At 50.4% G+C, this 16,848-nt stretch carries 16 protein-coding genes; 7 read left to right on the forward strand and 9 right to left on the reverse strand.

Translation table 11 applies throughout. From position 1 onward, the window contains the following. The first annotated feature begins 27 nt into the window (after positions 1-27). A complete protein-coding gene (locus QQL65_RS00565; RefSeq protein WP_284362046.1) occupies positions 28-786 on the forward strand; it encodes an ABC transporter ATP-binding protein in 759 nt (252 codons plus the stop codon). Then, entirely contained in the window at positions 787-1,710 is a 924-nt protein-coding gene (locus tag QQL65_RS00570; protein ID WP_284360956.1) for an ABC transporter ATP-binding protein, read from the forward strand. It begins immediately after the preceding gene. Positions 1,711-1,730: 20 nt separating this feature from the next. Here QQL65_RS00570 and yczE read toward each other — a convergent pair whose 3' ends face one another. Then, positions 1,731-2,495, reverse strand: a complete 765-nt coding sequence (gene yczE / locus QQL65_RS00575; protein ID WP_284360959.1) for a membrane protein YczE — start codon at positions 2,493-2,495, stop codon at positions 1,731-1,733. Between the two features lie 138 nt (positions 2,496-2,633). Between yczE and QQL65_RS00580 the strand changes: the two genes are divergently transcribed. From QQL65_RS00580 to QQL65_RS00595, 4 genes are all read left to right on the forward strand, one after another. After that, on the forward strand, positions 2,634-3,806 hold the full coding sequence (locus tag QQL65_RS00580) for a hypothetical protein (RefSeq protein ID WP_284360962.1): 1,173 nt from the start codon (positions 2,634-2,636) through the stop codon (positions 3,804-3,806). Positions 3,807-4,008: 202 nt separating this feature from the next. Next, positions 4,009-5,268, forward strand: coding sequence for a response regulator (locus tag QQL65_RS00585; protein WP_284360964.1), 1,260 nt, complete (start codon positions 4,009-4,011; stop codon positions 5,266-5,268). Next, entirely contained in the window at positions 5,265-5,588 is a 324-nt protein-coding gene (locus tag QQL65_RS00590; RefSeq protein WP_284360967.1) for an Hpt domain-containing protein, read from the forward strand. Before QQL65_RS00585 ends, QQL65_RS00590 begins: the two co-directional genes overlap by 4 nt. Before the next feature lie 39 nt (positions 5,589-5,627). Continuing rightward, positions 5,628-6,917, forward strand: coding sequence for a GGDEF domain-containing response regulator (locus tag QQL65_RS00595; protein ID WP_284360969.1), 1,290 nt, complete (start codon positions 5,628-5,630; stop codon positions 6,915-6,917). 158 nt (positions 6,918-7,075) lie between these two features. Here the strand turns inward: QQL65_RS00595 and QQL65_RS00600 are convergent, their stop codons facing one another. The 3 genes from QQL65_RS00600 to QQL65_RS00610 all read right to left on the reverse strand — a co-directional run bounded on the left by QQL65_RS00600 (position 7,076) and on the right by QQL65_RS00610 (position 9,215). After that, the gene (locus QQL65_RS00600) at positions 7,076-7,591 is read right to left on the reverse strand and encodes a helix-turn-helix domain-containing protein (protein WP_284360971.1); all 516 of its coding nucleotides are present in this window, start codon (positions 7,589-7,591) and stop codon (positions 7,076-7,078) included. Next, complete coding sequence (locus QQL65_RS00605; protein WP_284360973.1) at positions 7,588-7,932, reverse strand: DUF4258 domain-containing protein; 345 nt, start codon at positions 7,930-7,932, stop codon at positions 7,588-7,590. The genes QQL65_RS00600 and QQL65_RS00605 overlap by 4 nt, the downstream gene beginning before the upstream one ends. Before the next feature lie 245 nt (positions 7,933-8,177). Then, a complete protein-coding gene (locus tag QQL65_RS00610; RefSeq protein WP_284360974.1) occupies positions 8,178-9,215 on the reverse strand; it encodes an AraC family transcriptional regulator in 1,038 nt (345 codons plus the stop codon). A 129-nt stretch (positions 9,216-9,344) separates the two neighbouring features. Here QQL65_RS00610 and QQL65_RS00615 point away from each other — a divergent pair, with 129 nt between their 5' ends. Then, positions 9,345-10,001 (forward strand): DUF4386 family protein, encoded by a 657-nt coding sequence (locus tag QQL65_RS00615; RefSeq protein WP_284360980.1) that lies wholly within the window; start codon positions 9,345-9,347, stop codon positions 9,999-10,001. Between the two features lie 62 nt (positions 10,002-10,063). Here QQL65_RS00615 and QQL65_RS00620 read toward each other — a convergent pair whose 3' ends face one another. From QQL65_RS00620 to bglA, 5 genes are read right to left on the reverse strand one after another with little or no spacing between them, the layout of a single operon-like run. Further along, a complete protein-coding gene (locus QQL65_RS00620) occupies positions 10,064-11,317 on the reverse strand; it encodes an FAD-dependent oxidoreductase (protein ID WP_284360983.1) in 1,254 nt (417 codons plus the stop codon). Positions 11,318-11,377: 60 nt separating this feature from the next. Then, complete coding sequence (gene malG / locus QQL65_RS00625; RefSeq protein WP_284360984.1) at positions 11,378-12,268, reverse strand: maltose ABC transporter permease MalG; 891 nt, start codon at positions 12,266-12,268, stop codon at positions 11,378-11,380. Further along, positions 12,265-13,842: a maltose ABC transporter permease MalF gene (gene malF, locus QQL65_RS00630; protein ID WP_284360986.1), complete on the reverse strand. Its 1,578-nt coding sequence runs from the start codon at positions 13,840-13,842 to the stop codon at positions 12,265-12,267. The genes malG and malF overlap by 4 nt, the downstream gene beginning before the upstream one ends. Positions 13,843-13,901: 59 nt before the next feature. Beyond that, entirely contained in the window at positions 13,902-15,077 is a 1,176-nt protein-coding gene (gene malE, locus QQL65_RS00635; protein WP_284360988.1) for a maltose/maltodextrin ABC transporter substrate-binding protein MalE, read from the reverse strand. 30 nt (positions 15,078-15,107) lie between these two features. Beyond that, on the reverse strand, positions 15,108-16,799 hold the full coding sequence (gene bglA, locus QQL65_RS00640; protein ID WP_379863003.1) for a beta-galactosidase BglA: 1,692 nt from the start codon (positions 16,797-16,799) through the stop codon (positions 15,108-15,110). Between the last annotated feature and the right edge of the window lie 49 nt (positions 16,800-16,848).

A 16,848-nucleotide genomic window follows, 5' to 3' on the forward strand; every position in this document is an offset into this window, starting at 1 on the left:
GATGTCAAAGGGCTTGAGGTCGACTATATGACTTTAGATGGTCCATTCCGCGCCGTAAAAACGGTTGATCTGCACATTAACAAGGGCGAGGTACTTGGCCTTGCAGGAGAAAGCGGGTGTGGCAAATCCACTATTGCCTATGCGTTGATGCGCCTGCACCGACCGCCTGCTTTCATCTCTGGCGGCTCAATCACCGTGGACGGTGAAGATGTCCTGGCATTTGACGATGAAACGCTAAACCAATGGCGATGGAGCAAGGTCTCTTTGGTGTTTCAAAGCGCCATGAACGCACTCAATCCTGTGTTGACAATCTTCGAGCAATTCCGTGACGTTTATCATCGTCATACCGGCAAATCGACCGCCGAAGCGCGGGCTCGCGCCGAAGAATTGATGCGCTTGGTGGGCATAGATCCCATTCGCCTCGATGATTATCCGCACCAGTTATCTGGCGGCATGCGCCAACGCGTCGTGCTGGCCAACGCGCTGATTTTAGAACCTCAACTCATCATCATGGATGAGCCAACAACAGCCCTTGATGTGGTCGTGCAACGCGAAATCTTGCAAGAAATCGCTGGGCTTCAACAAAAATTTGGTTTCTCAATCCTGTTCATCACCCATGACCTTGCATTAATGGCACAGTTTGCCGACCGCATTGCCATCATGCTTGAGGGTGAGATCGTTGAGGTGAATGAAACCCAAGAAATCGTTACTAACCCGCAGCACGATTATACCAAGAAATTGTGGGACGCGATGCCCAGTTTTGACGATGCAAAAGGAGTGGCATAAATGAGTACCCCAGCCTTCCTTACCCTTGATCAGGTGCACAAGACCTACACCCTCAAAACCATGTTCGGTGCGGCCAAACACATCCACGCATTGCGCGATATTTCCTTTTCGTTGCAAAAAGGCGAAGCACTTGCCTTGGTGGGCGAAAGCGGTTCAGGTAAGTCTACCTGCGGCCGCGCTGTCGCTGGCATGTTCCAAATTGATAGCGGCGAAATTCGCGTCGAAGGCAAGCCAATTGCTACAGCTCATTCCTCACAGGAAAAGCGCGAAAATGCCCGCAAAGTGCAAATGGTTTTCCAAGATCCCTTTGCTTCGCTCAACCCAACGCACACTGTGCGCCACCATCTAGAGCGCCCACTGAAACTGCACAAACGAGTGCCAGAGGGACAGACCCTCGAGGACGCATTGTTCCGCACCCTAGCGGACGTGGAATTGGACCCCGCTGCGACATTGGATAAATTCCCACACGAGCTTTCAGGTGGCCAACGCCAGCGCATCAACCTCGCCCGCGCCCTTGCTGTGGGCGCTGAATTGATCATCGCCGATGAACCCACATCCATGCTCGACGTTTCAATCCGTCGCTCAATCCTCAATCTGATGAAACGCCTGAAGGAAGAACGCGGCATTACGTTTCTGTACATCACCCACGATCTAGCGACCGCGCACTATCTGACAGAAAACACTGCCGTGATGTTTGGCGGCCGCATTGTTGAATTTGGTCCGTCCGACCAAATTGTGCGCGCCCCACAGCATGACTATTCAAAACTATTACTGTCATCAGTTCCGAATGCCCGAACAAAAATCGATGCGGATTTTGAACATGCGCGCGATTTTTCTAAGTTTGCCGATCAAGTCCGCCAAGCCACTGCGGCAAGCGCGGCGCCGCTTGCGAGCATTGGCGAAGGTCGGATGATGCGAGGCTAAGCAAGAACTGAACTGGGGCGCTATGCCCCAGTTTTTTCTTCAGATGCTCCAAACAAGACCACCAGAAAATACATGCTCATGGCAATCGCTGGCCCAATGCCAAATGCGAACATCACTGTTCCAAACCCAACATTGCCCCCGAGCAACCAACCAATCGCAATCACCGACAATTCAATGCCGCTACGCACCCAAGCAATAGGCAGATTTGTGACCCCTTGTAGCCCTGTCATCAAACCATCACGTGGTCCGGGTCCCAAATTGGCAATCAAATAAAGCGCACCGCCAAATCCTGTGATTAATATGCCAACGATGGCTTCAATAACCCTGAGCAACACACTGTCAAAAGTAGGCAGGTAGGGCAGCAAAAAGCTGAACACCAGCGCAATGATCACCGCATTTAAGATGGTGCCAATGCCCGGACTTTGCCGCAAGGGAATCCAACAAACAAGCACCGCCATACTAACCACAAAGGTTGTAAACCCAAGTTCCCAGCCTGTGCTCTGCGCCACGCCCTGCGCCAATACCGTCCACGGGCTCACCCCAACCGCTGCTGCAACAATCAGCGCTTCGCCGACACCAAAAATGAACAGCCCCACCACAAGAAAGATGAAAGAGGTCAGCGGTGGCTTAAATGTAAGTGCTTTCGGAGCACTCCAAAACAGCGTGGGCACTTCCTTCACCGATAAGAATTTCAATAGCATTGGCAAATCATCTTTGGACATTGCGGGTGGAGATTGCGAGCCAAGAACCGGACCGCGGCTAGACGACCATTTCCGCTTTTGCACGCAATTGCAACAAAAATGGTCCAACCAACTACGTATGTCTTAGTTCGCTGTTTTGTCAAAACTGACCTTGATCAAGGCGCTTCTAAGCACCATCATTAGTCTTTACTTTGCAAATTCTTCAAAAAAGGGAAGACGATCATGCGTTTTATCTCCTTAGTACTGGCAGTATTGGCACTTTTAGTTGCACCAGTCGCTGCCCAAGAAAACAAAGAAGAACGATTTAACTATGGTGGCGATGTATATGTCGGCGCTGAACGGCCAGAAGTAGCTGGCAATATTGCAAATGACGTGTTTGCCACGGGTTACAAGCCAACCATAACCGGCACCATAAACGGCGACGTGCACACCGCAGGCTTTGAGGTGATTGTTGACGCTACCGTTGCAGGCAACACCTACGCATTCGGCAACATGGTTCGGATCAATGGCGTAACGGGCAAAGATGTAACTTCATCTGGCTCAAGCGTCAGGATAGATGGTGAGGTGGGCGGTAACGTGCGCGCCGCTGGTGCCGATGTCACTATCAACGCACCTGTCTTAGGTTCCGTTCTCATCGGCGCAGCGTCGTTCGATCTGAACGCCAATGTAAAGGGCGATGTAAACTTCTCAGGTGATGCGATCAACTTTGGCGAAGGCGCAAAAGTCGATGGTCAATTAATCATTCGATCCACCCGAGACGATGTGAAAGTGCCCACTTCGGTCGCTTCTGCGGACCGCGTAACGATTGAAAAAATCTCGCAGCCCGACATGGTGATGAGTGCTGGCGATGTGGCAAAGCAAACCACGCAAGGGCTCATTATTGCGTGGGTCTCTGCAATGTTGTTGCTTTTGATCTTACCCATCATCGGCATCATTTGGCTCGCCCTATTCCCAAAACGCAGCCAAATTGCTTATGAGGTGGCAATCGCCAAACCATTCAAATCCTTGTTCTTTGGCATACTAGGTGTTGCGATGTTTATCGGGTTGATCCCAGTTTTAGGTGTCACCCTCATCGGTATTCCACTGATCCCGGTAGCCATCGTGGTGCTAATCGTTTCGGTTCTTTTGGGCTATATCGCTGGTGCCTGGTTCTTGGCAGCACGTGTGATGGAAGCATTCGGCTTTGAAGGCGACACATTGGCCAAACGCGCCATAGCGATGGTTGCAGGCATTATCCTCGCGTTCATTCTAGGGCTGATCCCATTTATCGGATGGCTCTTTGGTTTGATCTTGGGGTTTGTCGGTCTTGGCGGCATTCTGTTCGCCTATATTGGCCGCACCATCAACAAGCAATTCCACCAAGATATTGCGGCAGAAATTGAACGGACAAGTTAGAGCAATCCGCACAGTAAAAAAGATGATCAACGACCGCGCCAACTCGCGTGGTCGTTTCTTGATTCCCGCCCAAATACGGGCCTGCCAAACGCTCACACTTTCATACTTTTGTTACTATATGCGCAGTTTTCACCGCTCAATGAACTATTGCTTTAAATGACCACGCTATTCTTGTGTTCCAATTTTTTGAGGCAGGTTGAAAATGACAAATACAGACGGCACCCGCGTCGCTATTGTCGACGATGATCCCATCTTCGCCGAGCACATCTCAAGTTTGCTGCGTCAGCATGCAGGCATGAATGCTGTAACGGCCAGCAATGGTAGTCAGCTGTTCAAGCGTCTGGATGAAACCGATGTTGAGTGCATCGTGCTTGACTATGAACTGCAGGGTGAAACCGGCCTTTCACTGGGCCATGCCATTCGCAACAAGTTTGAAAACCCGCCGCCAATCGTGATGCTGACCGGTGCAGGAAGCGAGAGGACAGCGGCCAAGGCCTTCCGCATGGGCTTCGCCGATTATGTGCCGAAAAGAAACTTACATGCCGAAGAACTTGTTTGGGCAATCAAGACAGCAATTACCAGCCAGCGCGAAGAAATTGCTGCGCATAGCGAAACCGAACGCCTGCGCGCGCAGCAACGCGTTGACAGCCTAACCGGGCTTGCATCAGCCAGCTTTGTTACCGCGCGCTTGCATGAACTTGCTGCCAACCACAATGGTGAAGGCTTCTCACTTTTGGCCATAACTATGCGTCAGCTCGATGAATATCGCATAGAGTTTGGCCATAAAATTGGCGAGAAGATTTTCCGTGACTTTGCAAGTCGAATCTCCAATGCAAATCTGCACGGCGGCTATCTCGGTCACCTAGACGCGCATAAACTCGTCTGCGTGATTGAACATGTCTGCGATGATATGCTGCTCAAAGAAATAGAACGTGAGCTGCGCATTGCTGGCACAGCAAATATTGACGTGAACGGCATTGTGACCAGCCTCGCGCCAGCATTTGGCCGCGCCCACTTTATGCTGCACGGCGGCACAGTTGAAGAAACAATTTCGCACGCTTTGGACGCCGCGCAGCAAGATGAAGCAACGCCCCAACAAATCGATGACATGCCCAATGCAGGTGCCCGTCAGCCCGAAACACACCGCCCTGAAAACGATCGGCGGGGTGATGGCGCTCAAGACCATCAGGGCGAAGACAGGCGCGGCTCACAACGCCGCGTCGAACAACGTTTTCGCGTGCTCAAACGCGGCAAAATCACTGTAAACGGCTTACACAGCACTATTGACTGTTTGGTACGTAACATTTCGCAATCTGGCGTTCGCATTCAAGTGGACGGCTATTTTGCCCCACCAGTTCGCTTTCAACTTGAAATTGTTGGCGACGGTCGTCGCCGTTGGGTGGAAAAACGTTGGCAGACCGGAAATGACATTGGCCTGCAATATGTCGAGGAAGAAGCATGAGCGCAGCGTCACTGAAGCAATTCCAAGAACAACAAGCGATCCTGCAGCGCCAATATGCGGCACGCGCCCTTAAAGATGCGGATCAAATGGAAATGCTGCTCGACAATTTTGAGCAAGGTCAACCACATGTCCTGGTCGAACTAAGGCATCTCGCCCACAGACTGGCGGGCGGCTCGGGTGTTTTTGGCCTTGGACAGCTCACTCAGCCTGCGCTCGACTTGGAGCATAGCATCGATAATTGCGAGGAAGAAACACAAATTCGCGCAAAAACGACGGCGCTGGCGGATCATATCCGGCAAGCGGCAATGAACAAATCATAATAGACTGCGCTTCGCGGGGACTTGTGGTGAGGGAATAATATGACATCTGGCAACAAACCAAACACCTCGTTTGCTTTTCAAGGCAATCAAGCAACCGCGCGCGACCTGACCGATGCAATTCCCGCAAAATGCATTTATGTGATCGAAAAAGGCGACGAGTGGCAAAAGAACGTCATGGGGCTCGGCTATCAAGCCATCACCGATGATCACGGACCTGCCCCCCAAAACTGTATCGCCGCAATTGTCGAACATGATGCCGATCCCAATCTAGATTTATGCCGATCACTTGCTGACCAGCACAAGGTTATCCTTGTCTCAGACAACGACCAGTTTGACTTCCGCCTAACCGCTGCGCGCGCCGGCGTTCACGCCATATTGTGCTCAGCTCTTGGTGCCGTTGATTTGGGCGGCTGGCTTACCGATTTCGACAATATGGACCACGACGCCTATCGCATTTTGATCATCGATGATGATGAAATGCTATCACAGGCTTATGCCTTGTCCTTGCAGTGCGCAGGCATGATCGTTGAAACAGTCAACAAACCCGCCACCGCATTGCGCACCATCAATCAATTCAAGCCAGATCTGGTGTTGATGGATTTACACATGCCCGGCATCTCTGGCGTGGAACTGGCCAAAATCATCCGCCAATATCGCCGCAACCTATCATTGCCAATTGTGTTCTTGTCTGCCGAACGTGATGAGGAACGACAAAGACATGCCCGCCGAATTGGCGGCGACGACTTTATCTCAAAACCCGTCGAACTCGATAAACTCGCTGAATTGATTGAAATCCGCGCTGACCGCGCACGTGCGTTGCGTCAAGTGATGGAAAAAGACAGCCTGACAGGCTTGCTCAATCACGCGCGTTTCAAAGACCATTTGAACCTTGAACTGGCGCGCGCAGACCGCACCAAAACGCCGCTCAGCATTATCATGATCGATTTGGATCATTTTAAATCCGTCAACGACACCTATGGGCACCAAGCCGGCGATGAGGTTATCCAAACCCTGGCACACAGCTTGCGCGGCGCGCTGCGCCGCACAGACATTATTTCACGCTATGGCGGCGAGGAATTTGCAGTAATCTTGCTCGACACACCGGTGGCATCTGCGCACAATGTTATGGATAAAATCCGCAGCGCTTTCGCCAACATCACCTTCGAAGCAGAAAACTTAGAATATTCCGTCACCCTAAGCGCCGGCATTGCCACCCATGTGCAAGGCATTAGCGCCGACGATATACTTAAACAAGCCGACGACGCCCTATATCAAGCCAAGAAGAAGGGCCGCAACCGCGTCGAGATCGCCAAAAAGATCGGGCTTTAGGTAGCGAGCCGATTTAGTGCTCGGATTCCGCACCATCAACAAGCAATTCCACCAAGATATTGCGGCAGAAATTGAACAAATGAGATAGAGATTTTGCTGGAAAATGTGCAAAAAATGGCCACGTCTAAGGTGGCCATTGATTTATATTTAGCTCCTAGTCAAGCAGCAATCAACTGATCGAACCAATTGTCATTACTATATGTAAGTACAAAAGCTTCTTGATCGCTTTCATCAGCTTTGGAAAGCGCATCAAGTCGATCAACCAATCCAGCGACGAGTTTGTCTTTCACGTCTTCCGGCAGAGCCTTAAGCGCAAACAACAGCTTCAGTGCAAGCACGGCACCGCCATTGACCTCGCACTCTTCTTTTTCCCATCTTGCGACACTTTGACTCGAGACATTTAACATCGTCGCCAATTCAGCTTGCGTCATATCCAATTCAGCTCGCAAAAAACGCAATTCTTTACCACTTGGCACTTTGCGTTCTAAAACGATATGTAAACCAATTGCTTCATGCAGCGCATCTATGTCTTTAACCGCAACGACTTGCTCACCTTCAAACTCGTCAAAGATGAAGCCGTTGCTAAGATATATGTTCTCCAAGCCGCACTCTTTATAATGGTATGTCTCAGCACTCTTGCCGGTTCCATTGTGATAGAATTGTTGCTTGTTCATTTGAGGTCTTCCCATTCAACAGTGAGTACAACGAGTCTGTCCTCCCGTTTCACGACGCACACCACGCCAACATCTCTGTTGCCTTTGGCGTTGCGAACCATTTTAGCTTTCCATTCATTTTCGTTCTGACCTGGCATAATTTCACCATAGACCTGTCCCTCCCTAAGAACTTTGTGGGCCGTCATCACGGGAATACCCCGTTCGATCATCCTTTCCCTTGCATGCTTGGTCCAAAACACGTTTTCCGAATTCGACGCCAGACGACGAATTTCTTCGGCCATTTTTGCAATGTCTGGTTTACCCTGAAACCTAGCTTCGCGTTTTGGTGCATCATTTTCCATGCACCTATCAATATGATAGGCAGCTATTAATTGTCAATGAACTTCCGCTCAACAGTTAGTGATACATTTATAACAATGACAAGTTAGCACTATTCGGAATAACGGGGATTATTCGCTCAAAATTTTCAAACGATAACGCTCTTAGATACATGTGGTAGGACGGTTACGCATACAGCCAGAGCACAAACAATCACAAATTGGCCAATAACACAAAAACAACGAAGAGGGCTGTTCTAAAGCTCAATTTAAATCCTCAAACTTCCGCACCCCCCTCCCCCCCTAGCCTCACCCGGCGTCGTCCCGGTCCAGCGTTTGAATGCGCGGGAGAAGGAGCTTGGATCGGAAAAGCCAACAAGATAAGCGGTTTCGTTCACTGAAACCTTTTTGCCGCTTAGATAATGCAGCGCCATTTTGTGGCGCAACTCGTCGAGCAAGTTTTCAAAATTTTCGCCTTCGGCTTTAAGTTTCCGATAGAGCGTTTGGCGGCTTTGCCCCAACTGTTCGGCAATCTGATCCATGCTGATATCGCCTGTGTGCAAATGCGGCAAAATCATCTGTTCAATCTTTGCTGTCAGTTTGGTGCTGTCGTCCAATTCTTTCAGCAGCGCTTCACCTCGCTCGGTCAAAACCCCAAACAAATACTGATTGGCCGGGGTCACTTCTACCTGTAACCAATTGGGATCGATTTGCATGGCATTTCGCGCTGCGCCAAACGTTACGGGCACCTGCAAAATCCGATCATATTCCGCCATATAGGGTGGCGCGGCATGGGTCACCTGAAGTTTCAGCGCAAAGGGCGTTTCGCCAAAATGGCGACGAAACTCACAGATAAAGCTGGCAAAAGTCATCTCGGTGAGTTCATCAAAATTATCTGGCCCGGTGCGATTGTCGACAATCCACAATCCATCCGGCTCGGGGGAAATACTGAACCGCTCGTCGCCCAAACCAAGATCAACTTCGGCCACTAGCTTTGCATAGCGCGACAATTGCTGCAAAACCGCCCCCATATTGGGCGCCGATTGGCAGATTAGCCCAACAACGCTAAGTTCCTCGAACCTTGTGTCATTGCAAAACTCAAGCGCGAAGGCAGGCGCGTTGCACGCCAGCTTTGCTGCCCCGATCAGCAATTGATAATTGGCCATATCAATTCGGTTGTCGGGGTTATCAAACTGCATCGCATCAATCTGCGCTGCCTTAAGCAACACTTCTTTGTCTGCGCCACGATGCACCGCATAGTCCAAAATGCCCCTGGCATAGCCTGCCGAAACCGTAAACGCCCCCACGTTGCTCCCCTTCTTTTTGCGCCCACAACCTGCGTTGTTACTTGGGGTCAATATAATGAATGGTGCGGTCATTTACAGATCGCGGCTCAAATTTTAGGCCACGCTTCAAAATCAATTGGAGTTGATGAAATGAAGGAATTAAGAAAAGTTGGCGGTGCTGCCGGTTTGATTGCCGCAGGAACATACATTTTTGGCTTTGCCTTGCTCTTGGGCGTGTTGGAACCGGCCGGATATCAATTAGATGGTCAAGACATGGTCGCCCACGCCAAATTCCTGACCGAGAACCAATTGGTCATGTATATCTGGAATTTGGTGATCTGGATTTTAAACGCCATCGTGTTGGTCATCTTGGCACTCGCGCTGCACGATCAGGTCAAACAAAATGCTCCGGCATTTTCACAAGTGGCCACATCTTTTGCCCTGATTTGGGCAGGGTTGATTTTGGCCAGCGGCATGGTTTCAAACATCGCATTGGGCACCACCGCCTCCCTTTTTGGGACAGATCCAGAATCTGCCGGGACATTTTTGCGCGCCATGTCAGCCGTCGAATCTGGTCTTGGTGGCGGCAACGAGCTGGCCGGCGGCCTGTGGGTGTTGATTTTAAGTTGGGGCGCACTGCGCGCCAGTGCATTGTCTAAGCCGCTGAATTTTATCGGGATTATCATTGGACTTGCGGGTCTAAGCACCCTCTTCCCAATGCTAGCCCCTGTCACAGGCGCGGTGTTCGGCCTTGGGTTTATTCTTTGGTTTGCATGGGCGGGCATCCATTTATTGCGCTCAGCCTAAAGCCAGAATGTCGTAGGAAACTTCCAGAACGTGCAGGCACATTCTGAAACATTTGAGCGACTTTAGAAGCCGTTTTTGCCATAGATTTGCGAAAGCATGTCCATGGCCGCAGCAACTGTTTCTTCGTCGCTCAATTTCTCTATCTCAGCCGCAACGCTGCCCGCATTAAACGCCAACAAAATTGGCTCGCCGGTATATTTGTAGATGTTCAGCCACTCGGTGAAATGCCCGCGTTTTTCACCCACGAGCCCAAGCATATCTGGCTCCTTGTCCCAGAAAACCTCATCAAATTTCAAATAGACTTTGTTGAGCAAACCCATCCCTAAATCGTTGATCGCACGCAGCTTTTTCTTTGGCAGCGAAGGCTGAAAATCGATTATTCCCGCTTTCAATACACCCAACGGCACACTGATGATCGCCACGTCAAACCGTCGACTATCCTTGCCGGAAATACCAATTTCCACACCCGATTTGCCATAGGCGATCCGGTTCACAACATGCTCTAACGCAATGTCATATCCACCGAGCATGGCATCGGCTATCTGGCTGTATCCATTGGCAAAAATTGCATCGCCGCCGCGCAAATCCTCGCCCTCATCTGCCGCTTTTCGCGACAACTGGTCAACGTCCGCGCCAAATTCATGTTCAATTTCAGAGACTTCGTCAAACCAATCAGGGAAATCATCATCATTTAAGATGACGCCACGTGCGTTTCGACTGACATAATTCTCATAGTCTGTCCGCAATAGCTTTGCGCCGATATCGTCCGCGATTTCTGTTAGCGGATTTCCCTTTAGCCCATGGATCCAGCTCGCGCCCAAATCCAAAGGAATTCCAAGGGCTTGATCGGTCCACAAGCGGCCACCAACCCGGTCACGCGCTTCAAAAACAGTGACTTTGTAACCGTCATCCGCCAGCATCCGCGCCGCCGTTAACCCGGAAATCCCGGCGCCAATAATCGCCACATGCTCAGCATCGCTTTCCATCACTTCTTCAGCCGCCCGAACGCCCGAATTTAGCGCGCCATGCACCGTTGCTGGCGCATCTCGATCGGTCGCTTCACCGCAAAAGGTGATGCGCTCATCTACATGTTTTGCAAGGTCTTTTCGCTGTTTGCTCTTCGCACCCTTCGCCAAATATGAGTAAGAACCAAAAGCAAATGGGTCTTGCCCCCAACGGGTGACTTTGTAGCCTATGGGCTGCGGGAAATTGCTTTTTGCCCCTTGGGCGGAAAATGCCGTAAACGGGCCAATAGCAGACAGCAAAGCTGCACCTTGTGCGCTTTTTGATAAGAATCTTCGGCGGTTAAACGACATAGGCGGTCCAAACTAGGTGTTTTCAATCAACACCTACACCGGTCTTGTCATTTCGGCAATCTAACCTTTAACCGCCCCGTCGCCCAAATCTGATTGCAAGAAGCGTTGCGCAAACAAGAAGATGACCGTGATTGGCAACCCGGAAAGAATTGCAGCAGCAGCAAAGTCGCCCCATAAATACTTCTGTTCATACAAGTATTGCCGCGCACCCACCGCCAAAGTCATTTGATCGGTATTGCGCAACAGTACGGACGCCACAGGATATTCGTTGATCAAAAAGATGAATGACAACACAAATACGACCGCCAAAATGGGCACTGAGAGCGGCAGGAAAATATGTCTAAATGCCTGCCAAGGCGTTGCCCCATCAATCATCGCCGCCTTATCAAGCGCCGGATCAACGCTGTCAAAATAACCCTTGATGGTCCAAATATGTAGCGTAATCGCAGATAGATAGGACAAAATCAGCGCGGGGTGACTATCGATGCCAAGCCACGGTACAACCCGCCCCAATGCATCAAAAATCGCGTAAGCAGCAATCACCGTCAGCGCGGCGGGAAACATCTGCACAATCAAAAGCGTATCGAGCAAACCGACGCGGCCTTTAAACTGCATACGCGCAAAAGCGTAAGCCGAAGTGGTCGATAAAACCAAAATGCCAACCGATGCAATGATCGAGATTTTGACCGAGTTCCAAAGCCACAACAAAACTGGATAAGGTGGCTGCACCACCGTGCCATCCGCGCGCGTGAATTCAAATCCGAGCGCCAACGCCCAGTGCTCCAATGTTGGACGTTCTGGGAAAATACTGCCAGTCGAAAAGTTTCCCTCACGAAACGAAATCGACAACACCATCAAAAATGGAAACAAGATTAACGCGATAAAGCAAATCAGAAAAGCGTGTGCGGCCAATTTGCGCCAAAATAGCGAGCGTTTGTTTTCAACCATCATGAGCGCGCACTCCTCTTAGCGGCCAGCTTTTGCATGGCGCGGTAATTCACATAGGCAATGATACCGGTGATGATAAAGATCAGCGTCGATATGGCGCCTGCCAGACCAAAATCCTGCCCTGAATTTTGGAACGCAATCCGGAAAGTGAACGAGCCAAGCAAGTCCGTGGAACCGGCTGGGATAATGGTGCCCGGAATGTCGGGCCCGCCCCGCGTAAGCAACAAGACAAGTACGATATTGTTGAAGTTAAACGCAAAATTGGCGATCAACAAAGGCACCATGGGCGGCATGATCTGCGGCAAGGTGATGGCAAAGAAATTGCGGATCGGGCCGGAATTCTCAAGCGCCGCTGCTTTAAAATGATCGCGTGGCACGCTTTGCAAAAACCCAGCAGATATCAACATCCAATAGGGAAAACCGAGCCAGGTATTGACCAGCAACAGCATTGTTCGGGTCAGGGTTGGGTTAGTGAACCAATCAGGTTCAAGCCCAAACAACCCGCCAAGGATGAGGTTTATTTCACCAAAATTTTGGTTGAACAATCCGCGAAAAACAAGGATCGAAATAAACGCAGGGACGGCATAAGGCAGAATAAGGAAAAGCTTGTAAATGCCTTTATGTGCGAGATGCTCCCACTCCAAAATGACGGCAAGCATGGTGCCAACACCAGAAGTGAAGATCATCGATAGAAATGCAAAAGCGCATGTCCAAATAAAAATTTCAAGCATTGGCTGGCGAATGCCATCCGCGAACAATACTTTGGTGAAGTTTGCCCAACCAACACCCACAGGCCAACCCGGCGTCACCAGCTCGCCCGCATCATTTTGATAGAACCCTTTGTCGTGATTTGGCACCAGTTTTGTGCCATCAGCGCCAAGCAGAACACCCTCTTCTTCAAGGGTATAGAATGGCGCAGATGACGCAAACTCGCGCAAACCATCCATTGTCAATTCGCCACCATCGGGCAGTTCAACCACCAATTGCTGCAACGCTGCGCGGTTCTGCAAAACCGCTTTGACCTTGAGCGTGTCCGGTGCCTGCCCTTTGTGCGGCGCTGCCAGCAAGCGCCCATCTGTTGCCTTTTCAATCGGCACTGTAATCAAAGCCGGTCGGCCATCATCTTCGGGGAAGAAAAGGCGAGAATCTGATGTCAGTGCAAATGGACGACCACTATCCGGCGCCTTGACCATCTTATCAAGGTGGATTTGCTGTACCCGTTCAAACGGCAAAATGTTGGAGGCGCTATAGTTGGTGAAGCCGATGCCAGATGTGTAAAGCACAGGCAAAACGATAAACACTGCAATTGCGGCAACCCCTGGGAATACGAACCGCCAAGTGTAAAACCGCGCCCAACCAAACAAAATGACAATCGAAATGCCGATGGCAAACGCCACCACGGCAAATATTGGTTCGCCAGCCAGATACAGGCCCCAAATAACATATAAAAAGGCTAAGGCGATGGCTGTTAGACTGGCAATTCTAAAAAACGGCTTCACCGCTTCATAGACATCGCGGACCATCGAGTTTTCCGTCAAGTTGGATTGCGGATCACGATCTTCAGTCATTACAGACATGGCGCTGGCCTTTGCAGTTTTGGTGAGGCACCGCCAAACTGGCGATGCCTCGATTTTGATTATTCTGCCAAGATACGTGTTTCAGCACCAGCCAAAGCTTCTTCTACAGAAGACTGACCGTTGGTGATTGAACGTAGCGCAGGCTCCATTGCCGCCCAGAACTTGCCCATTGCAGGGATCGAAGGCATAGGAATACCAGTTTGCGCATTTGCCAAAGTCGCCGCAATGTTCGCATCCGCTTCAACTTGTTTCGCAAATGAAACCGAAGTCACAGCACCCAATGGCACATCGTCATTCACTGTTTTCAAGCCATCATCAGTTAGCATGTAGCTCTCGATGAATTCTTTTGCGATATCTTTGTTTGGGCTAGCAGCGTTAACGGTTGCAGCCAAAACGCCAACGAACGCTTTTGAAGGTTTGCCGTCAACAGAAGGGATTGGCGCAACGCCAAAGTTGATGCCTGAAGTTTTAAGGTTTGACCAAGCCCAAGGACCATTGATCACCATGGCTGTTTCACCCTTGTTGATCGCAGCATCCATTACGCCATAATCAACGCCTTTTGGCATAACGCCACCATCAATCAATGACTTGATCATTGACGCGCCAGCAATAGCACCTTCATTGGCAACACCAGTTGTTGTTGCGTCGTATGCGCCATCTTTTTTCTCAAATGCGTAACCGCCACCGGCCATCAGCAAAGGGAATGAGAAGTAGGTGTTGTTGTAGTCCCACATGATTGGGTGTTCGATGCCGTCAATCTTAAGATCAGCAATTTCTTCAAAAGTTTTCGGTGGGTTTGGCACCAAATCTTTGTTGTAGATAAGGCCAACAGCTTCCACAGCCACTGGGTAACCCCAAATCTTGCCATCAGATGTTACCGCATCCCAAGCAAAGTCAAATGTGTTTGCTTTAACTTCGTCACTTGGATCAACAGGTGTGATCAAGCCGCCAGCTGCCCATTCACCAAAGCGATCGTGTGCCCAGATGAAGATATCCGGACCTTGGCCGTTAGCTGCAGCTTGTTGGAATTTGTCTGTAACACCTTCTGGGTGCTCAACAACAACTTCAACACCAAGTTCTTCAGTGAACTTTGCACCAACTTCAGCAAGGCCATTATAGCCTTTGTCGCCATTGATCCAGATGACTAGCTTGCCTTCTTCCAACGCGTATGTTGGCAAAATTGAAGCCGCAGAAATCGCAATTGCGCTTGCTGCTAGTGTGAGTAGTTTCTTCATTGTGTAATCCTCCCGACTACCGAAATGCCGCTAACCCAAAGCGGCGAAAAAGGCCTGATGGCCACCAAGGCTGACGGTTTTGCCGTCAAAGCCAAATTCAAATCCGTGATTTTCAAGCGCAGTGGCGCTCATGTTTGCTGGCAATTCAAATGCCACATCGTCATTGCTGAGATTGATGACGCAAAGCACTGCATCCGCCCCTTCTCCACGCACATAAGCAAGGCCCTCAACACCCCATTCAAGGAATGTCAGATCACCCGAAATTAGAGCAGGCAGCTGCTTGCGGAACGCTAAAAAGCGTTTGAATTGCGCATGAATAGATGTGTCCGAAGCGGCTTGCACTTCAACAGCTGCAGCCTTGTGCTCTGGTGCAACCGGCAGCCAAGTCTTTTCAGCTGTTGAGAAACCGCCATGCTGTTCACTTGAGGTCCAAGCAAATGGCGTGCGACAGCCATCGCGCCCTTTGAACTCGGGCCAGAAGGTAATGCCGTAAGGGTCGGTCAAATCTTCAAATGCGACATCCGCTTCCGTGAAGCCAAGTTCGTCGCCTTGGTAAAGACATACAGACCCTTTCAGGCTCAAAAGCAATGCACCAGCCAGTTTTGCAAACTGCTGTTTGTCGTTTGCCAAATCAGCCCAGCGAGTCATGTGGCGGTTCACATCATGGTTGGAAAACGCCCAACACGGCCAGCTATTGCCCTGCGCGAACTCTTCAGAAGCATCTTCAAATTTAGTGATACATTTCTTGAAATGGGCCGCGGAGAAATCCGGTCCAAGCATGTCGAACGAATAGCACATGTGAAGGCGGTCTTCGCCTGCAGTATATTCCGCCATTGTGCGCAAAGAACGGTCACCGTCTCCAACTTCGCCTACGGAAGAGGCGCCCGGATACTCGTCCAGCAACGCACGGAACTTTTCCAAGAACCCAATGTTTTCAGGACGCGTTTTGTCATAGATATGCTCTTGGAACCCATAAGGGTTGAGATCCGGCACATCGTTGGACCCGCCGCTGGTAACAGGTGGATTATCGCGCAGCTCTTGATCATGAACGTAAAAATTCACTGTATCGAGACGGAAACCATCAACGCCGCGCTCAAGCCAAAACCGAACCGTTTCCAGCAATGCATCTTGCACGGCTTCACAATGGAAGTTCAGGTCCGGCTGGCTTGGTAAGAAATTGTGCAAATAGTACTGGCGACGCTTCGGGTTCCAGCTCCACGCCGGACCACCAAAAACAGATTGCCAGTTTGTCGGCGGTGTACCATCGGGCTTCGCATCTGCCCAAACATACCAATCAGATTTGTCACCATCGCGACTTTGGCGGCTTTCATTGAACCACTCATGTTGATCCGAAGTGTGTGACAACACTTGGTCGATCATCACCTTTAGACCAAGCGCGTGGGCACGTGCCACCATCGCATCAAAATCTTCAAGCGTGCCAAAGCTTGGATCAACGTCACAATAATCTGATACGTCGTAGCCCATGTCTTTCATCGGGCTCTTAAAGAATGGCGACAGCCAAATCGCATCGGCACCCAGGTCCGCAATGTAATCTAGGCGCTGTGTAATACCGCGCAAATCGCCAATGCCATCGCCATTGCTGTCTTGGAAAGAACGTGGGTAGATCTGATAGATCACCGCACCGCGCCACCAATCTTCTTGCGCCGCAACACCTGCGTTAGCGCCCGTATCCATTTGTTTGACAGCCAATGCTTCGCTCATCCTCGTCCTTACTCCATTCACCAAATCCAGCCATCGGATTCGGTTCGCA

Origin of the sequence: Maritalea porphyrae, from assembly GCF_030159895.1 — a bacterium.
Taxonomy (GTDB): domain Bacteria; phylum Pseudomonadota; class Alphaproteobacteria; order Rhizobiales; family Devosiaceae; genus Maritalea; species Maritalea porphyrae.

Coding starts and splice junctions, on each gene's coding strand:
- QQL65_RS00585 (WP_284360964.1), top strand. CDS start 4,009: ATGACAAATACAGACGGCACCCGCGTCGCTATTGTCGACGATGATCCC.
- malG (WP_284360984.1), bottom strand. CDS start 12,268: ATGATGGTTGAAAACAAACGCTCGCTATTTTGGCGCAAATTGGCCGCA.
- QQL65_RS00600 (WP_284360971.1), bottom strand. CDS start 7,591: ATGAACAAGCAACAATTCTATCACAATGGAACCGGCAAGAGTGCTGAG.
- QQL65_RS00595 (WP_284360969.1), top strand. CDS start 5,628: ATGACATCTGGCAACAAACCAAACACCTCGTTTGCTTTTCAAGGCAAT.
- QQL65_RS00590 (WP_284360967.1), top strand. CDS start 5,265: ATGAGCGCAGCGTCACTGAAGCAATTCCAAGAACAACAAGCGATCCTG.
- QQL65_RS00570 (WP_284360956.1), top strand. CDS start 787: ATGAGTACCCCAGCCTTCCTTACCCTTGATCAGGTGCACAAGACCTAC.
- bglA (WP_379863003.1), bottom strand. CDS start 16,799: ATGAGCGAAGCATTGGCTGTCAAACAAATGGATACGGGCGCTAACGCA.
- QQL65_RS00615 (WP_284360980.1), top strand. CDS start 9,345: ATGAAGGAATTAAGAAAAGTTGGCGGTGCTGCCGGTTTGATTGCCGCA.
- QQL65_RS00605 (WP_284360973.1), bottom strand. CDS start 7,932: ATGGAAAATGATGCACCAAAACGCGAAGCTAGGTTTCAGGGTAAACCA.
- QQL65_RS00565 (WP_284362046.1), top strand. CDS start 28: ATGACTTTAGATGGTCCATTCCGCGCCGTAAAAACGGTTGATCTGCAC.
- malF (WP_284360986.1), bottom strand. CDS start 13,842: ATGTCTGTAATGACTGAAGATCGTGATCCGCAATCCAACTTGACGGAA.
- QQL65_RS00580 (WP_284360962.1), top strand. CDS start 2,634: ATGCGTTTTATCTCCTTAGTACTGGCAGTATTGGCACTTTTAGTTGCA.
- malE (WP_284360988.1), bottom strand. CDS start 15,077: ATGAAGAAACTACTCACACTAGCAGCAAGCGCAATTGCGATTTCTGCG.
- QQL65_RS00620 (WP_284360983.1), bottom strand. CDS start 11,317: ATGTCGTTTAACCGCCGAAGATTCTTATCAAAAAGCGCACAAGGTGCA.